We start from the raw sequence: 17,332 nt of genomic DNA on the forward strand, positions 1-17,332 counted from the left end.
AAAAGGAAAACTAAACCGTACGTGTGACGCGACGAACGCCGGTCGGGGGGAACTGCTAATCAAACTGCAACGGACTGCGTAACAGTTTGTGCTGGGTGAATATACCGCGACCGTCGTAAGTGCTTTCCTCGCGTTTGTCACTCTGCGGATGGACGACCCTGCTGAACTTGCCATCGATATCGATGCTGTCCCGATCCGCGCCGATATCTTTCAATGGAACCGCCAGCAGCACCGACCAACCTCCATCACCTCGATCGTGCTGAGTCCGAACCTTGTTGTTCCAGGCCCCCTCCGCCGTGTTCCAGTTCTTCAATAAGTAGGTTCCACGATCCTCGCCGACTGCGAAATAGTAGGTGTCGGTCCCGGACCGAAGTACAATTTCGACGCGGTCCCCCTGCGGGAAAGCATCCGAGGGTTGCGAGGCAACCGTCGCCGGATCGTCATTCGTAAAAGCATCGATCTTGAAATACAGATGATCCTTGTCCCGCATCGACGCAACCGTCGTTGGGTACTGCGTCGGGGTATCCTCAGCGAGTGGCACTGCGTTAGCGATTCGCTTGAACCCGCTGATCTCATGAGCCTTGTACCAGTGTGGCGAATCGTATTGGCTCCATTGCTCGGTCGATTCGGGAACCAACGGAACCGGCAGACGATTGAGCCCGGCAGCATAGTGGTCAAACATTTCAAGCACCCGCGCGACCAACTTTTGCGTTTTTGGATCGGTAGCAAGCTCTTGGGCTTCCAACAACGCAGCCCGCGCACGCTTCTCAACGCCGGGATCGACGATGAACTTCTGGAACAGCTCCGCAGCCGGCGTGTGACAATTTACCGTCGTGGGATTGCTGGAATCGTGCCATGAATCGTTGATGATCTGGTAGAACTGCCGCATCGGTTCGGACGCTTCGCGGTAGGTGCGAGTGATGTATTCATCGCGTAGCGCCGCCGGATCCAAAGTCGGATCCCATTGCAGTTTTGCGATCGCCCATTTCTCGCAACCGTCGACGTCCCAGCTACTCGTGTCGGTTGAATCGACAGCAAACCCTTCGCAATGTGCATGGATGCCGCCCATCTCAGCCAGCGCCTTGTAATCGGGGCCGGCGGTGTCGGCCAGCGCGTTAAATCCTGCAGCGTAGTAGTAGCCAAAAAATCCAAACCGGACATCTTGCTCTTCGCTCCACTGTCGCATCCGTCTGCCCCAAACAGCGCCCGGTTCGGAGGGCTGTTCCAAAATGGGATACCGTTCGTTTTTCGTCGGGTATGCAGCGAAGTGAGGAACGATCGCTGGATGCAGTTTCACCTCGGGTGGCTCGCCGGCAAAAATGTAGGCGTGCGTATGCAGTTCCAGGTCGGGATAATCCTTGACCAACTCTTCCGCCATCCGATTCAGCATCATGTAATTGCGAGTCGAAAAGAAGAGCGGATCTTTGATACTGCTTGTCGCTTTGGGAGCCAATTCGCTGCCATCGGCTAGAGGAATCGGCTGCATGCAATCGGGACAACTACAGACCTCCCAGTTATCTCCCACTCGCGAGATAAGAAACTCGAGCTTTCGGCCCGGGACGCTTTCCAGCATTTCTCGCGCGGCGTCGGCCATGACCTTGGGAACGTCCCGATGCGTGTAACAGGGCTGCCGCCACATGTTGCGCAGGCGGTTCCCGTTGACCAGCGGGTACAGCGTTTCGTCCTCCAGCTTCAGCCCCATGAAACTCCAAATGTAGCCGCCTCCTGCGCCGATCGTTGCCCCCGACAACCAATTCAGATACTGGAACCCTTTCCCCAATTTCATCGGCGAGTTGCCGCCATTTCGGCCGATCCAATCGTGACTGATCACAGGGTTCCGATCGCCGCCGGGGAATGATATCTGCCGCACCTTAAACGCGGGTCGGGAGATTAGATCAGTCTGCGAGAATTCGATTTCGGGTACATGTGAATAAACCGCGACGAAATCCGGATGCGGCCGCGGCCAGATGATGTCGGTGTTTTTCTCCAATAGAGCATGAACGCCAAACAACGTCCCGCGCGGATGGCTTCCAAATACATGGATCCTGTTTCCGTTGCGGCGGATGGCATATCCATCCGATCCGGCCAGATAGTCGATGTCGTTTTGATATTCTTGTGCCCACTTGGCCCCAAGCAAAAACTTGGTGTTGTCGCGTTGGGAGGGCTGCGCGAGCAGGACCAGCCGTTTGCCGGTAATCTCCCGGATCCAATGACACAGCTCGTGAGCCGCCCGCAGCTCGCGTGGATCGGCTTGGCTGTCGAGCACAACTTCGCCAGGGTACAGCGGAAGATCCGTCTCGTCCGCGACAGCGTCGGCATCAACAGGTCGCAGCCCCACACCCGTAATCGTTTTTGTCCGGTAGGCAGGGATGTGGTCAAAGCTGGTCTGATATAACAACCGAAGATACGCAGCCTGTTCGGGAGTCTTCAGTTCGCGGTGGCGGTTGTAAGGAGCCGGCGTCAGCAGATGCATATCGGAATCGTAAGCCAACACGTAGTTTGGCATCGCCGAACCGGCGTCGAAGCGATAGTCCGCTCCGCCAACCACCGGAATGCGATCGGTCAACGCATACCCGTTGTGCTCAATCTTCAACGCGGTCTTGCCGTCGACTTCGACAAAATGAGTGTTGAGAGTTTCCGACCAACCGGAATAGTTCCCGGGGCCTTCGCGAAAATCTCCGTTCACAAACAAGCTATCCACCGTCACCGCCTGCAGTTGCACGTCGCTGGCTTGTGGCAGTTTCCCTTCGCCGCGAACCGCAAGCTTAACCGTTGTGGCATTCGGTACCGTGCGAAAGACATGAACGTAGTGGCTTTGCTCTGGCGTGATCTGCTGCCACGCATCGTGATGACTGCCCGCGTGCGGTACGTCCCCCTGTTCATCGATCGTGTCGAGTAACCAAGTAGCCGATTCCCCATCGACCTCCGCGTCGAACTGCAAGCGATAGCAAGTGTTCGGCTCGACCGCCAAACTTGCAACGATGGTTTCATCCGCCGCCGCTATGTTCGCCAACAGGCAACCAAATAGAGCAGCGAGGAAGGGAGTGCGTTTACGCATGATCAAATCCGTGGTGAGACTGCGTTTGTTCGGGAGTGACGCAGTTTTTTGGCGGGGTCTATTCTTTCTGACTTCCATTGGCTGAAGGCGACATGGCGTAGATACCGCCGACCCAAGTCGACCGTCCGCCAGCATCGGCAGTTCCAGCGAAAGCCATCAGCTATCAAACTCGTTTCAGCAAAGGCGAACGTATTCCATTTGCAAACCACGAGAGAAGCGAGAAGGCTAATCGAACGCACCGGTGATAGCAAGTCGTAGCGGACCGCTGGCCCACGTTAGCGCAGGGCGAAGAGAGCGTTCTTCACCACAACGCGATCGACGTCGCCGCTTCCAACACAGGGTCAAGTCGCATCGATACGGCTCCGGTCAAGCCATCCGGCACCAGAACTTGTCGCCTTAGTTTTGTTATCCCCGGGCGCGAATTACTTTCGTCGCGGGATTGCAAGCGTCACGCTGTAGTCGTCCGAACCGTTGGGCGAGTCGCAGACGTACAGATCGAAACCGTCGGGCGTATGTTCCAGTGCGATCACGTCGCGACCTTTTCGCTTGACGATCCATGCCTTGGAAAGATCCAAACGAGCTCCGAAATCACGCCACGGCGCCGGTGTTCGATCCAATTTCGTCCAAGGTTCACCGTCGAAGAGAACACGACTCGGGGGCTGCCAACTTTTGTGTTCGTAACGCACGACACGGCGAGTGAACCTGATCCGCCCACTGCCGTCAAAACGCCCCGAAATTCGCAACAGCTTTGGTTGCGCACCAAGAGCCGCGTCGAATGCTGTGGTCTTGTCGCTTCCATTTGCAGAAGTGCCAACGTCGTCAAGCGATTGTCCGCCGTAGCTCCACCCAGTGGCAACAATTACACATAACGTGATCTGCAGAAACGTCTTCATTCTAGCTACCTTTGGATTCGACAAAACGAGAGCGTGCATCCTCGTCCGCTCCCGATTCCGCAGATTGGGCGGACGAAAGCACTCATCGAAGGCTAGCGGAAACCTAACGCCAAATCAACTTTTGTCTTCCGTCCGGCGAGACGATTACTCCGACTCAAGCCAACACGTCGCCCCAGCGTTCAGGTCGCCCGACGGCTCACCAACAAGCCAATCGCTCACCGTGGCTGCAGCGATGAAACGATCCAAGGCGACCGGCTATGGCACAGCCCGGCCCGGCGGCATCTGCTGCTCTAGTCTCAAGTCCTCATCTTGGACAAGCCAATTCAACATCCTCTGATACGACATGGCGTTTTGGAAGATTCCTCCGTGATCCGCTCCCGCCCAAACGGTTTCAACCACGTCGACTTTGAACCGCTTCGCCGAGCTGACCGTCTCCTGTTGTTCTTTCCGCATGTAGTCTTCTTCGCCAACGAACACCCAGACTTGAGTTTTCGGATAGTGACGCAAAGACCACGGATGGCAAAGACCGGCAATTACCACGGATTTCGAAAACAGGTCCTGCTCGTATGAAGGCAGTTCCCACGCGCCGGATCCTCCCATGCTAAAACCGATCACCGAACGTCGATTCTCGTCGATCCGAAATTCTTTGCCGACTTCACGAGCGACCTCGCCCAACTGCATCGAGTCCCAATTCGTGTAGCGATCACCGTACTGCGACGGCGGGCAGATCGGAGCAACCACCACTGCAGGCAGGCCAAGCAGTCCACGAATCGACGCCTTCAGTTCTTCGGGGGTTGGATTGCCGCCGCCGTGAAGAAACAAAATCAACGGCCAGCGACGACTCTTGTCCGTTTGGTACGCGTCGGGAAGATTGATAAGACAGCGGTACTGTAGCGTTTCCGAATAAGTCCGCTCCACAACCCGTTCCTGTAACTCCGCTGCATCGACGCGGACCTGACCGCTGGAAACCAGGACGTGAAATGCGATCGTAAACGCCGCAACGAAGCCCATTGCCGAACTGTGTCTTTGCATTGAATGGCTTTACAATCAGGAGGTTCTAAGCTGCAACTTTCGGTAGCAGAAAGTTGCGATATTGTTGGGAACAGGCCTTCGTCGAGCATGTTTCGCCCGTCGACGCAAACCGCTTCCTGCACCACAGCGACCGAAAGCTTGCGATGGAGCAACCTGTGGATCGCATCGCGAGGCAGTATCGTGGCGAGCTATTTCGCCAACATCAGCAGCCCCAGATTGTTGATATCAGCGTCGTACGAAGTTCGAACACCTAACACAAAATCGCCAGTACAGCCGAGCTGAATGTCATCGCCCGATGATTCGCCAGCGTACCACGGCGATTCATATCGATCGCTTGGGTTTAGTCTCGAACCGTCGGGTTCGATCCGCATGAAGACGAGCTTCATTCCGCTGATCCGTTTCTTACCGTACGCTTGGATCCCCGCAAGGGCATAGCCATCTCGCGCCATCACGGAGAATTCTTCGCCAATGGTCGGCAGCCCCGCCACGGCAGACCTCTCCACAGCGTTCGACTTCGGGTCGCGAAAGACAAGCTCTACGGTCTTTACGATATTGTCATCCTTGAACTGTGAAACACGTAAGTTGACTCCGACCACAGGCCATCGTTGCGGATGCACAAGTTCCTGATGCTGGTAGCGTTTGGCGCCAATCATCCTGGTGGTGATCCATCGAGGATCTGTTGGAATTTCGATCGGCAGCGTTTCCTCCGCCTTCACCTCCTGTTCGATGACAGGATCGATCGCTTTGCTACCGCTGAGAAAGTCTGTCGGATAGATCGCGACCGACACTGCGACAACTAACATCGCGATACCGGCAGCCGGTATCCCCCAAGACCAATTAGGACCTCGTTGCACCGAATTTGAAGAAAGTGGGTCGCGGGCAAAATCGCGTGTGGTTAGTTCGAAGTTCTCCGCTATGTAGTCTCGCAACGCACGACCAAATTGATCCGCATCGCAGAACCGATCTTCTGGCGCGTTGGAGATCGCTTTTCTTACGATCGAATGGAGTTGAGGATCCTTGGAGAGCGTTGTCGCAGCGGCCTGATTCAATGTCGCCACCAGAGATCGATAAGGCTTCCGCGGTTGCGACGCTATCGTCTGTGAAAGGCTATCATCGAGCAGATAAAGAATCATCGCTCCGATCGCATAAACATCGCTCCGAGCATCAACCGCGTCGGAACGCCCCGTCGCCTGCTCAGGAGGCATGAAGGCATAGGTTCCAACGACGCCGCCATGCGTCAATTCCTCCTCCGATTCAACTTGTTGTTTAGCGAGGCCAAAATCGACGACAAAAGCCGTATCGGACTTATCGATCAAAATATTCGACGGCTTCAGGTCGCGATGGACCACTCCCGCCGCATGAGCAGCACCGACGGCGTCGAGCACCTGAAGCAATTGGTTCAAGATCACCGACCGGGCAGGCTTTGTTTTACGAACGTATCGGTTCCAAGATAGCCCATCGACGAATTCCATCGAGTAGAAATACTGGCCATTGGCCAACCCGCTGTCGTAGATCCTGGCGATATGTGGATGGGACAGCTTCGCTGCCAGTTGGACCTCGCGTTTGAATCGACGTTGCGCGTCGGGGTCGTCCATCATCCGTGAGTTAATCATCTTGACCGCAACCTTTCGATTCGTCGAGAGCTGGTGCGCGCTCCAGACCGTCCCCATTCCGCCACGGCCGAGGAAGCCTTGCAAATGGTATCCGCCGACCAGCGGATAGACATCGATAGTGATCGATGCGGTGCTTGAATCGACGACCTTCGTCTCCGATTCAAAAGTGTGCTCCCGCTTCGTGATCAGACTCGGCTCTTCTCCCTTATCCTCAACGATCGTCAGCTCGTACGGCCCGCTGACACTGACTTGCCCGGGGCGTACTTCCATGACGATCGATTCGTCCAGAAGTACTACACAGCCCTTCTCTATGAACTCGGCGCGAAGTGGCATCGAGGCTGCAAACTTGCTGTTCTTTCGAGCGAGTAGGGTTGCTGTCACGATGGCTTCAATGCGGTTGTCGCTGTGGTCGGCCGGGTGAGGCGACACGAGGGATGATGTCGCTTCGTAAGACTAACAAACCCGTCGGGACAAAGCGAGCATTTTTGCAGACACCTCGATTTGCGTGGTAGACAATCTCTCCGGCGGGCGATTTTTCCGTTTTTCACAACGGTTAATGGCATGCCGACGCCGCTTGCATTACGTTCGTTGCACACCACCGCCGACAGCTTAGCCTGCACGCCAAACCATCGCTAATCGTCGCATCATCTCCAACAACGCATTCTGCCGTACCGCGAGCCAATTATGAACGAGCCATTGTTTAGCTATCGTCAGATGGCGGCTGACACCATTCTTCAGCACGTCGATGCTCCCATCGACGACGCGTCCGAGGACGGGATTGTGATTTGTGCTGGAGGCCCAACCTATTTCGTTCAGGCCTACGTGCTCCTGCGTCTGCTTCGTCATCTCGGCTGCCAGTTGCCAATTGAACTGTGGTACCGCGGCCCAGCAGAAATGCCACCACAGATGCAACAACTGGTGGAACCACTCGATATTAGACTCGTCGATGCGATGGAGATCTGTCGCCGCAATGGCGTAGAAGAGCTTCAGGGCTGGGCGATCAAACCCTTTGCAATGCTGCACAGTCGGTTTCGCCGCATGCTGTATTTGGATAGCGACAACGTTCCTGTGGATGATCCCACCTATCTATTTGACGCCCCCGAATTTCGCAACTTTGGTTCGCTCTTTTGGACCGATCGCCATCGCGGCGGCGAAACACCTTATGGCACGATCCATCCGGATGCGTGGAGCGCGTTTAATGTGCCGCTTGCAAATGAACCTGAGTTCGAATCGGGGCAGGTCCTCGTCGATCGAAAAATCGTCCAACGCGAACTCGCTTTGACTCTGCACTTTAACCAACAAGCAGAGTTTTATTATCAGTTCGTATATGGCGACAAAGACACTTTCCGATTCGCCTGGAATCGATTGGGGCGAAAGTACGCAACGGTCCCTTTCGGACCTAGCAGTCCGCCAAACAACGGAGTCTTGTACCAGCACGACCCCGACGGCCGAATCATCTTTCAGCATCGGGCCCGCGCGAAGTGGGATCTTCATCAAAAGAACCGAGTCGTCCCGGGGTTTCGTCACGGCCCGCTGTGCGTTTCGATTTTGCATGAACTGCGACGCAGTTGGGCCGATGTCATCGCGGAGTGGAAAGACGGAAGTTCGGCGATCGAACGTGAACACGCCGTGCGACTGATCGACCGCACCGACTTAAAATGCTCTGCAAGCCCGACACAAGAAGCCGAAATTCGGTTTCGAAGTAACGGAACGATCGAAAGCAAACTGCAGATGTTACCCCGTTACTGGCAGCTAGCCGAACAGCCCAGTGGAACCGTCACGCTGAACTTGATCGGCGGTGACGCGGCCCCCATTCGATTGCGATGGTCGGGCAGCTACTGGACCGGCGTTCGGGTCAGTGGTGAACGGCATCGCGTCGTGATCTACTCAGGGTCGAAGCCAAGCACCAAATCGCTCACGCTCGCCTATCCAATTCACCGTCACGCGTCCGTGAGAAGCTCCTACGATCTCTCGCCGGCTCCCGAGTTCCGGTCGTTCGATCCGTATCCTAGTTCAAACGAAACGCATCCCGCGGCGTTCACGTATCAGTCCGAGGACGCTTATCCAAGCTCCCGCCGGGCGTTACTGTCGACGCCTTATCCCAATTCGCCGCTCGCAGAACGGAAACGGGACTCACCGGTCGCTGCACGTAGATCGGATGCAGCGGAATCCAACGCGTATCCAGAGCAAACGCGTCTGCGTTTGAACGTCGATCCAGACTCAGACGAAGCGTACCAACGCCAGACTCCATGGCGGGTGCGACTGGAGGGCGGCGAGCTCTATGAACCGTATGCCGGCGATTCGATCTACCAAGCAACTTCAGATCACAGTTACGCTTCACGGTCCGCACCTCGAGCTGGCAGAAAAAAGCAACGTCAAGTTGCACGCGCTGTCAAGATTTATGGGCTGCCACGGACGTGCACCAACTTAGCCGCGGTGTTGCTGCGAAAGAACTTTGATGTTGCGGTCTACGCAAACGAGTTGGGATGGAAGCACGGTCCCAATCTAATGTGGTGCGGCGACAAGGTAAAAGGGGAAAGGCTCGTCTACGTGTTGTGTACACGCCATCCCTATGCCTGGCTCGTGTCGGCATACCGCTTTGAAATCGGAAGCGGCTTCCAGCACCGTTCGTTCAGCGATTTTGTCCTTGGAACAAGCCAAGTCTATCCAAATCAAAACCCTGTGGACGTGTACAACGTTCTGAATCGCATTTGGCTTCGCATGGCTGGTTCACGCCATCGGATCTACCATTTGCGTTCCGAATCGCTGCAGCAGTGCCAAAGAGGTGCGATGCAGCAAATTGGAAAAACACTCCACCACGCATCCGCCGGCGGTGACTTTCGATCGGTTCGAGAACGCATCGGGCCGGATGAAACGGTTCGCCAACAGGACTTCGATCCTTCTTGGTACCGCCGCAAACAGTACCTGGAATTTTTTGACGATCGATTATTACGCGATGTCAACGCGCGATTGGACACCGACCTGGTCGGTGATTTAGGGTATCAACTGTCAACCGTTTAGGATCGGCAGCGACAGAGGCGCTGTGTTGCGGAGAGCAACAAACCGATTGAAACTGTGCCAACCGCATCACCGCGAATTCGCTCCTGCAACGGTCGTCGACTTTGCCCACCGAGACCGCGATCGATTAAACCGTCGCCTGTCAGACGAGGCTTCACCGTCGCGCCGGGATACCGACACGATCGGGATCGCCAAAGACGATCTGCCGAACTGGGTGATGAAACCCTTGGCTATGTCTGGATTGCTCGAACATCCGGACCGTATTTCCGTAGATATGCAAAGGGCGTCCCGGTCGGTGTTGGATCGGCATCGCCTTGATGTGGCTGCGGTACGCACCCGTCGGCAGGATGACGGGGCTCCAACCGGTTGGTGATCCAGCGTGAAGCGCAGGCAGTGAGGCGAATAGGGTCAACAGGAATACGAATAATCGCGTCTGGCTCATCGTTGCTTGATAATCGAGATGTGGTTACTAGGAGTTTTAAGTCGGTTACTATTCGGTCGAGTCGCAAATCGCGTGCCACCAGAGCAGACGATTGATGCGACTTAACTGTCGTCCAAATCGGTTGCCGCCGAGTCCTCTGCAGCGTTCCGGCTCGGGAGGGGTCGCCGCCTGCAACGCCCGCGATGCATTGACGGTTCCCGAACAATATTGGGACACAATTGGGTCGCGCGAGCTCGAATCGTCCCAAATTTTCTCAGGCATTTGGAGAAACTACGTCCAAACAGCCGCATAGTCCTCCCTTCACGCACCGCCATTCCAACTCGGGACCAGCGTCGAGTGTTCGTTCACATGACTGAAACGACAATACTGTTCACGGCTAAAAAACACTAACGTTCGAGATCATTAAATTCAGAATCAGGTAGCACAACCTGTCCGCAAGCTCACGCCTTGGCCGATCCTTGCAAGTCCATCGCAAACTCTCGACACAGACGCTGTTGGGCCAATCCTTACTCCCAACCTCTCTTGCCGCCAATAATCACGCCCGGGCTCGAAGCAGAGCGTCTTGCCTAGCCCCGCCAAAGCGGAGCGCTGGCCCAAACCAAACTTCGAATCAGAAAACTGAATCGCCTTGCCGCTTGCGCCTTCAAGGCGGTTTGGCGGATCAAAAACAGGCGGTAGAATGTTCGTTCGAGATTCCGCTGCGGAGGTCGCATGGCGCGGACGGCTCGATCGTCGAACCGATATTGTGGTGGCTCGCATTCCCTGGAACAGCGGCCGGCTCGATGCGCGACTGACGAAGCGATTCCCCCCAAAAAAATGAAGAACGAAAGCATGACAAGCCCGAATCCAACATTGACCGCCAGCCCCGCCTGGAATGCGCTGCAATCGCACCACGCCGAAATCCGTGACACGCATCTGCGTTCGCTGTTTCAAGAAGACGGCGATCGCGGACAACGGATGACCGCCGAAGCGCTTGGCATCTACCTCGATTATTCGAAGAATCGCGTCACCGACCAGACGCTTCAATTGCTGCTGCAGCTTGCCGAACAATCGGGGCTCCGCGAACGCATCGACGCAATGTTTCGAGGCGATAAGATCAACGCCACCGAGCAGCGAGCGGTTTTGCACGTAGCGCTGCGGGCAGCGAAAGGCGAATCGATCGTCGTCGATGGCGAGGATGTCGTCCCCGCAGTGCACGCTGTGCTCGACAAGATGGCGGCGTTTTGCGATCGCGTTCGCAGCGGGCAGTGGAAGGGGCACACCGGCAAATCGATTCGCACGATCGTGAACATCGGCATCGGCGGTTCGGACCTCGGCCCCGTGATGGCCTACGAAGCCTTGCGGCACTACAGCCAACGCGATCTGCAATTCCGCTTCGTTTCGAACATCGACGGTACGGATCTGGCCGAAGCGCTGCAAGATCTCGATCCTTCCGAAACGCTGTTCATCGTTGCATCGAAGACTTTCACGACGCAGGAAACGCTGACCAACGCCCACTCCGCGCGGCAATGGTGTCTGGAGGGACTCGGCGACGAAGCGGCGATCGCTAAACACTTTGTCGCTGTTTCGACCAACGCAGAACAAGTTGCAGCGTTTGGAATCGATACGGCAAACATGTTCGGATTTTGGGACTGGGTCGGCGGTCGCTATTCCTTCGACTCGGCGATCGGCTTGTCGTTGATGTTGTCGATTGGTCCCGACCAATTCCGCCAGATGTTGGCGGGCATGCACGCGATGGACACGCACTTCAAGACTGCACCGTTCGAGCAGAACCTGCCCGTTCTGCTGGCGCTCTTGGGCATCTGGTACAACAACTTCTTCGATGCTCAATCGGTTGCGATCCTGCCATACGATCACTACCTCGGCAAGTTGACAGCTTATCTGCAGCAACTGGATATGGAGAGTAACGGCAAGCAGGTCGATCTCGAAGGCAATCAGGTCGATTACCAGACCGGTCCGATCATTTGGGGAGCTCCGGGAACCAACGGCCAACACGCCTTCTACCAGCTGATTCATCAGGGGACCAAAATGATCCCCTGCGACTTCATCGGATTCTGCGAGACTCTCAACCCATTGGGCAATCATCACGACCTATTGATGGCCAACTTCTTCGCTCAAACCGAAGCGTTGGCGATGGGCAAGACCGAAGCGGAGGTCCGCGCCGACGGCGTCGATGACCACCAGGTGCCTCACCGAATCTTCGAGGGCAATCATCCGACCAACACGATCTTGATCGATCGCTTAACACCCGAATCGTTCGGCAAGTTGATCGCGATGTACGAGCACAAGGTGTTTGTGCAAGGAGCACTCTGGAACATCAACTCGTTCGATCAATGGGGCGTCGAGTTGGGGAAGGTACTGGCGAAAAAGATCGTGCCCGAATTGGATTCCGACGATTCGCAACCGCTGCAACACGACAGCTCGACCAACACGCTGATCAAGCGTTATCGCAGCGGTAAGAATTAGGTTTCCGTATCTCCCATTGCGACTGCGGTGCGGCGATCTCCTCGCACGCGCCGAACTGCTCACGGAATCTAACAATAGTCGACGTCTCACCAATGTGGGACGTCGACGCGGTTGACGATTGTCGCGCCGAGTGGCCGCACCGTCTCCTGAACAATCTGCTTCAGATGGTACGAAATCACACGGCCATCGATCACCAAGCTGCCGTCGAGCGCTTGGTGAATCCTGATCGAGCGATTACCGCCGCGAAGGTGTGGGTTGTCCGATAACAGCAAGTAAGCGTCTTCGATCGTCTGCGACCGCATCGCCCCGGAACCCGGCTGCTCCCAAGTCCCTGGAGTTCCATTTTGCATGCGACTAAGCCACCTTCTGGGGAGAGAGAAGCATCTGGCACAGGCTCGCCAATTTCCGCTCAGCTTCGGCTTTGCGCTGATCGCGTTCCTGGGCGTTCCAGTTCGATGCAATTCGTTCGCGAGCTGAATCGACAAGACTTGAAAACTGTGGACGTTGTTTCCGGGGTGCTGTCAGGGTCGTCATCGTTGTGCCTCTCCATCGCATAAGGTGTTGTCGGTTGACTATCACCCGTAAAGCACATGCCGTGCCAGCAGACGAAATATAGCGATCGCCCTCGAATTAATGGCAATTATTGGCCTCCGCTGGTCATTTAGCAGTCGGTCTGCGACCAATGATTGCGCGATCACCGTCCAGATCGGTCGGCCGCCCTCGTTCGGCGGTTTAATCGCAATCGCTAGAAGGTTAGCCAGCCGGAGCGGCTTCCAGCGGGAGAAAGGCCAAGCTCAGTAATGGCCAGCTGAATCGAGCCCCGCAGCAGAGTCGCCGCGGCACCGCCGAGACCTATTCCATTTCGCGCGACTTGCGTTGCGCTCGCTGTTTGTCGCGGAACCGCTTTTTCCGCTGAGCATCTTTCGCTTTGGTCGCTTCCGCTTTGGCAGCGATCGCGGCAGCGGTTTTAACTTTCTCTTCTTCCATCGTCTCGGGCGTTTCGAGCGTCAGCAGCCCCAGTCCTCCCGAGCGAACCTCGGTCACCAGGATCCGCGACGCGCGATCGATATCGACGAGATTCATCTTGCCGAGACAGCCTCGCTTGCGACCGATCGCTTCAATGATCTCCAGCTCCGTCGTCGGAATCGATTCCAAATTGTACCGCTCCGCCAACCGATCGGGATAATGAGCTCCTAAGAAACCGGCGGCGAAGAAGCCGACTTCGGCATAATCCATCGCCGTCTCTTTAACCGAGCCGAGCAGAGCCAACCGAAAACCGCTGTTCACATTGTGGACGTTTGGCCACAACATTCCCGGCGTGTCCAAGAGAGCAAAGCCATCGCCGATCGTGACCCGTTGTTGATGCTTGGTGACGGCCGGCGTGTTGCCAGTCTTGGCGATCTTCCGTCCCGCAAGAAAGTTGATGATCGTCGATTTACCGACGTTCGGAATCCCCACGATCATCGCGTTGATCTTCTGTCCCCGGCGGTGCGGCAACATCCGGATCGCGATCTGCTTCAACTTGCGGATCGTCGGCACATCGTCGGTGGTAACCGCGTGAGCTCGAACTCCCACCGTCTGTTCGAAGTGCGACAACCAAGTCTCGGTCATCGCTTCGTCGGCGAGATCGCTTTTCGCCAACACCTTCAGACACGGCTTGTCGCCTCGAAGTTCGGCCAACAACGGATTTTCACTCGAATAGGGAATCCGCGCATCGAGCACCTCGATCACCAGGTCCACTTTCGGAAGGATCGCCTGCATTTCAAGCCGCGCTTGATGCATGTGACCGGGGAACCACTGAATGGGCATGATTGAGTATCGGCAGCTTTAGGGAACGATGGGAGACAGGAATGCTGCAGCGCTCGACGCGACAAAGTGCGATCGGGCGCGTGCGGCGGATCCGTTCTCTAGTGTTGCCCGCCGGGCGATTTGTGCAAACCCCTGTTTGCCGACAGCTAGCGGATTTGGTAGCCCGGAACCGCCGTTTGAATGCTCCATAAACTGCCACCAGCGGTTACGAACAGCGTCTTACCGTCTTCGCCGCCAAAGCCACAGTTGGTTGTTTCATCGCGTGGGATCGCCACGAAATCGATCAGCTTTCCCGCCGCCGAAAAAACATAGATCCCAGCGGTGGGCGGATCGGCAGTCTCCTGCGGCAGATGCGGCTTGTTCAATCCCGCAGCGACATATAAACGTCCCAGCTGGTCCAATTTCATGCCGTCGGGACCACGCGTCGTCTTCCAATCGTGGATCAACGTCTGACTGGCTAGATCGGGCATCCCGTCGCCATCGAGCGCGAACCGCCACAACTTACGAGCGCCGCCGAGCGAGTTATTGTTGTCGGCGACAAACAGATACTTGTCGTCGGGAGTCACGATCAAACCGTTGGGGCGATCGACCTCGTGCCCGATGATCCTGACAACGCTGCCATCGGGATCGATCCGGTAGACCCCTTCGATCTCTCGCCCGTCGCGATCGCGGAGCTCCATTCCACTTCGCTTTCCGTATTGCGGGTCGGTGAAATAAATCCGGTTCTTCGAATCGATCGTCAGGTCGTTCGGCTGGTTGTAACGCTGCCCCTCGTACGATTTGGTCAACACCGTCGCGGTACCATCGGGATCGATCCGCGTGATCTGTCGGCGGACATTATCGCAAACGACCAATCGCCCGCGACGATCGAACAACAGCCCGTTGGTCCCCGCACCTTCGCGATAGATCAACGTCTTGCCCGACAGATCGCGGCGGTTGATGTTCCCTTCCCCACTGGTCAACAGTCCCAGCTTCGGATGCCAGACTGGCCCCTCCCCCGCACCATGCTCTTGCAGCATCTTCGGCTCGCTAAGGAAGACAGCTTCCTCTGCAGCAACGTCGGTGACTGAAGCGATCAACAACAGACTCGCCAGCGCGAGCAAACGGTGGAGTCGATGAACTGTCAGCACGTGATTCGCATTCCAGGGGCAGAAGGTTGGTTACACGAGTCGCTCTAATTCGCTGGGCCTAAAACGGCGCGAATTTTCATCCCATCGTCGCTGATCGCAAACGCTTTTTCTTCATCCTGTTCGACCACCTGCAGAACATGTTCGCGGGTGATCGATTTGCCTGCAGCGTTGGCGTTCTGGACCAGTTTATCGATCTCCACCCAACCGTAGGGTTCCAACTGGATACCGATGGCCTCGGGATGGTGTCGAAGAACGAAGGTGAGATATTTGCAGATTTTGGTAAGTCGTTTATTCATCCCGGCAGTGTAACCAAACGAGAGGATTTGAAGCAGGCCCTGCTAGTGTTCCGCCGCGGCGAAGCGCCGTTTAGCACAGCTTGCCGATCGCGTGGACCTCGAAACCGATTTCGGTCAGGTTGCGATGTTGCAACAGATTCCGGCCATCGAACAAAAACGCGGGCTTCTGCATCGCTCCGTAGACCTTCTGGAAATCGAGCTCTTTGAACTCGTCCCATTCGGTCAGCAGCGCGACGCCGTGAGCTCCCTCGGCCGCAGCCAGAGCGCTGTCGGCGACCGTGACGTTTTCGTCGATCAGCTTTTCAAAATCGCCGCCATAGCGAGCCGGATCGTTTTGCATCACGTAAGCCAATTCGGTTTTGATCTGTTCGATGCCGACCTTCGGATCGTAGATCGTCAACTGAGCTCGCTCTTCCAACAGGTCGCGACAAACGTAGATCGCGGCGCTCTCGCGGGTATCGTTGGTATCTTTCTTAAACGCAAATCCCCAGACCGCGATCCGCTTGTTGCTGACGGTGTTGAACATCGTCTTGACGATCCGCCGCGTGAACCGCTGCTTTTGGTAGTCGTTCATCTGCACGACCTGCTCCCAATACGCAGCGACTTCGGGCAAGCCAAAGTGTTCGCACAGATAGACCAAGTTCAAGATGTCCTTTTGGAAGCAGGAGCCGCCAAAGCCGACGGAGGCTTTCAAGAACTTGGGACCGATCCGCGAATCGGTTCCGATCGCCGAAGCGACCTCGTCGACATCGGCTTCAGTCGCTTCGCACAGCGCGCTGATCGCGTTGATGCTGCTGACGCGCTGAGCCAGGAAGGCGTTGGCGGTCAGTTTCGACAGCTCGCTGCTCCACAGATTCGTCGTCAAAATCTGTTCCCGCGGAACCCAGCGACCGTAGACATCGACAAGGGTTTGAACCGCGTCGCGCGATTCGCCACCGATCAAGACGCGGTCGGGAGCCAACAGATCTTCAACAGCCGTTCCCTCGGCGAGGAACTCGGGATTGCTGAGCACATCAAACGAAACGCCCGGCCGCGCCGATGAAGCGAGAATTCGCTTGACCGCCTCGGCGGTTCGCACTGGCAGCGTCGACTTTTCGACGATGATCTTATGACCGCTATCGGAATGCTCGGCGATCATTCGTGCACAGCGTTCGACAAACTCCAGGTTCGCAGCCCGTCCCGCCCCGATACCGTAGGTCTTCGTCGGCGTGTTGACGCTGATAAAGATCATCTTAGCGTCGCGGATGCTGTCGGCGACGTTGGTCGAGAAAAACAGATTGCGGCCCCGCGCCTCTTCGACCACCTCTTGCAGACCGGGTTCGTAGATCGGCAGCTTGTCGCTGTTCCAAGCATCGATCCGAGCCTGGTTGATGTCGACAACAGTCACGCGGATGTCCGGGCATTGTTTGGCGATCATCGCCATCGTAGGACCACCGACGTACCCAGCGCCGATGCAACAAATACTCAGTTTTTCAGCCGCACTCATGAGGAAATCCCAACTCGTTAACGCAATGTGTTTTGAAAAAGGTTTGGTGTCCGATGGTTCGCTCGCAGCCCTCGCCCCGCAAAGGCTCG

At 56.2% G+C, this 17,332-nt stretch carries 11 protein-coding genes; 2 read left to right on the forward strand and 9 right to left on the reverse strand.

What is annotated here, in order from left to right; all coding sequences use genetic code 11:
- Positions 1 to 55: 55 nt before the first annotated feature.
- From CA51_RS13715 to CA51_RS13725, 4 genes are all read right to left on the reverse strand, one after another.
- Complete coding sequence (locus CA51_RS13715; protein ID WP_197451169.1) at positions 56 to 3,058, reverse strand: DUF4838 domain-containing protein; 3,003 nt, start codon at positions 3,056 to 3,058, stop codon at positions 56 to 58.
- Between the two features lie 422 nt (positions 3,059 to 3,480).
- On the reverse strand, positions 3,481 to 3,633 hold the full coding sequence (locus CA51_RS25875; protein WP_197451170.1) for a hypothetical protein: 153 nt from the start codon (positions 3,631 to 3,633) through the stop codon (positions 3,481 to 3,483).
- A gap of 573 nt (positions 3,634 to 4,206) precedes the next feature.
- Complete coding sequence (locus tag CA51_RS13720; RefSeq protein WP_145121489.1) at positions 4,207 to 4,983, reverse strand: carboxylesterase family protein; 777 nt, start codon at positions 4,981 to 4,983, stop codon at positions 4,207 to 4,209.
- 188 nt (positions 4,984 to 5,171) lie between these two features.
- Positions 5,172 to 6,866: a serine/threonine-protein kinase gene (locus CA51_RS13725; protein ID WP_197451171.1), complete on the reverse strand. Its 1,695-nt coding sequence runs from the start codon at positions 6,864 to 6,866 to the stop codon at positions 5,172 to 5,174.
- Between the two features lie 414 nt (positions 6,867 to 7,280).
- Between CA51_RS13725 and CA51_RS13730 the strand changes: the two genes are divergently transcribed.
- Together CA51_RS13730 and pgi are read left to right on the forward strand one after the other, a co-directional pair.
- Entirely contained in the window at positions 7,281 to 9,617 is a 2,337-nt protein-coding gene (locus CA51_RS13730; RefSeq protein ID WP_145121493.1) for an alpha-mannosyltransferase, read from the forward strand.
- Between the two features lie 1,270 nt (positions 9,618 to 10,887).
- Positions 10,888 to 12,522 (forward strand): glucose-6-phosphate isomerase, encoded by a 1,635-nt coding sequence (gene pgi / locus CA51_RS13740; RefSeq protein WP_145121497.1) that lies wholly within the window; start codon positions 10,888 to 10,890, stop codon positions 12,520 to 12,522.
- An 86-nt stretch (positions 12,523 to 12,608) separates the two neighbouring features.
- Here pgi and CA51_RS13745 read toward each other — a convergent pair whose 3' ends face one another.
- From CA51_RS13745 to CA51_RS13765, 5 genes are all read right to left on the reverse strand, one after another.
- The gene (locus CA51_RS13745) at positions 12,609 to 12,872 is read right to left on the reverse strand and encodes a hypothetical protein (protein WP_145121499.1); all 264 of its coding nucleotides are present in this window, start codon (positions 12,870 to 12,872) and stop codon (positions 12,609 to 12,611) included.
- Between the two features lie 502 nt (positions 12,873 to 13,374).
- Positions 13,375 to 14,331 (reverse strand): ribosome biogenesis GTPase YlqF, encoded by a 957-nt coding sequence (gene ylqF / locus CA51_RS13750; RefSeq protein ID WP_145121501.1) that lies wholly within the window; start codon positions 14,329 to 14,331, stop codon positions 13,375 to 13,377.
- 146 nt (positions 14,332 to 14,477) lie between these two features.
- Positions 14,478 to 15,461: an SMP-30/gluconolactonase/LRE family protein gene (locus tag CA51_RS13755; protein WP_420821468.1), complete on the reverse strand. Its 984-nt coding sequence runs from the start codon at positions 15,459 to 15,461 to the stop codon at positions 14,478 to 14,480.
- A gap of 44 nt (positions 15,462 to 15,505) precedes the next feature.
- Positions 15,506 to 15,757, reverse strand: a complete 252-nt coding sequence (locus CA51_RS13760; protein WP_145121503.1) for an RNA 2'-phosphotransferase — start codon at positions 15,755 to 15,757, stop codon at positions 15,506 to 15,508.
- Between the two features lie 70 nt (positions 15,758 to 15,827).
- The gene (locus CA51_RS13765; RefSeq protein ID WP_145121505.1) at positions 15,828 to 17,243 is read right to left on the reverse strand and encodes a UDP-glucose 6-dehydrogenase; all 1,416 of its coding nucleotides are present in this window, start codon (positions 17,241 to 17,243) and stop codon (positions 15,828 to 15,830) included.
- Between the last annotated feature and the right edge of the window lie 89 nt (positions 17,244 to 17,332).

The sequence above is a fragment of the Rosistilla oblonga genome (genome assembly GCF_007751715.1).
Classification (GTDB): domain Bacteria; phylum Planctomycetota; class Planctomycetia; order Pirellulales; family Pirellulaceae; genus Rosistilla; species Rosistilla oblonga.

Coding starts and splice junctions, on each gene's coding strand:
- CA51_RS13715 (WP_197451169.1), bottom strand. CDS start 3,058: ATGCGTAAACGCACTCCCTTCCTCGCTGCTCTATTTGGTTGCCTGTTG.
- CA51_RS13720 (WP_145121489.1), bottom strand. CDS start 4,983: ATGCAAAGACACAGTTCGGCAATGGGCTTCGTTGCGGCGTTTACGATC.
- CA51_RS13725 (WP_197451171.1), bottom strand. CDS start 6,866: ATGGAAGTACGCCCCGGGCAAGTCAGTGTCAGCGGGCCGTACGAGCTG.
- CA51_RS13730 (WP_145121493.1), top strand. CDS start 7,281: ATGAACGAGCCATTGTTTAGCTATCGTCAGATGGCGGCTGACACCATT.
- pgi (WP_145121497.1), top strand. CDS start 10,888: ATGACAAGCCCGAATCCAACATTGACCGCCAGCCCCGCCTGGAATGCG.
- CA51_RS13745 (WP_145121499.1), bottom strand. CDS start 12,872: ATGCAAAATGGAACTCCAGGGACTTGGGAGCAGCCGGGTTCCGGGGCG.
- ylqF (WP_145121501.1), bottom strand. CDS start 14,331: ATGCCCATTCAGTGGTTCCCCGGTCACATGCATCAAGCGCGGCTTGAA.
- CA51_RS13760 (WP_145121503.1), bottom strand. CDS start 15,757: ATGAATAAACGACTTACCAAAATCTGCAAATATCTCACCTTCGTTCTT.
- CA51_RS13765 (WP_145121505.1), bottom strand. CDS start 17,243: ATGAGTGCGGCTGAAAAACTGAGTATTTGTTGCATCGGCGCTGGGTAC.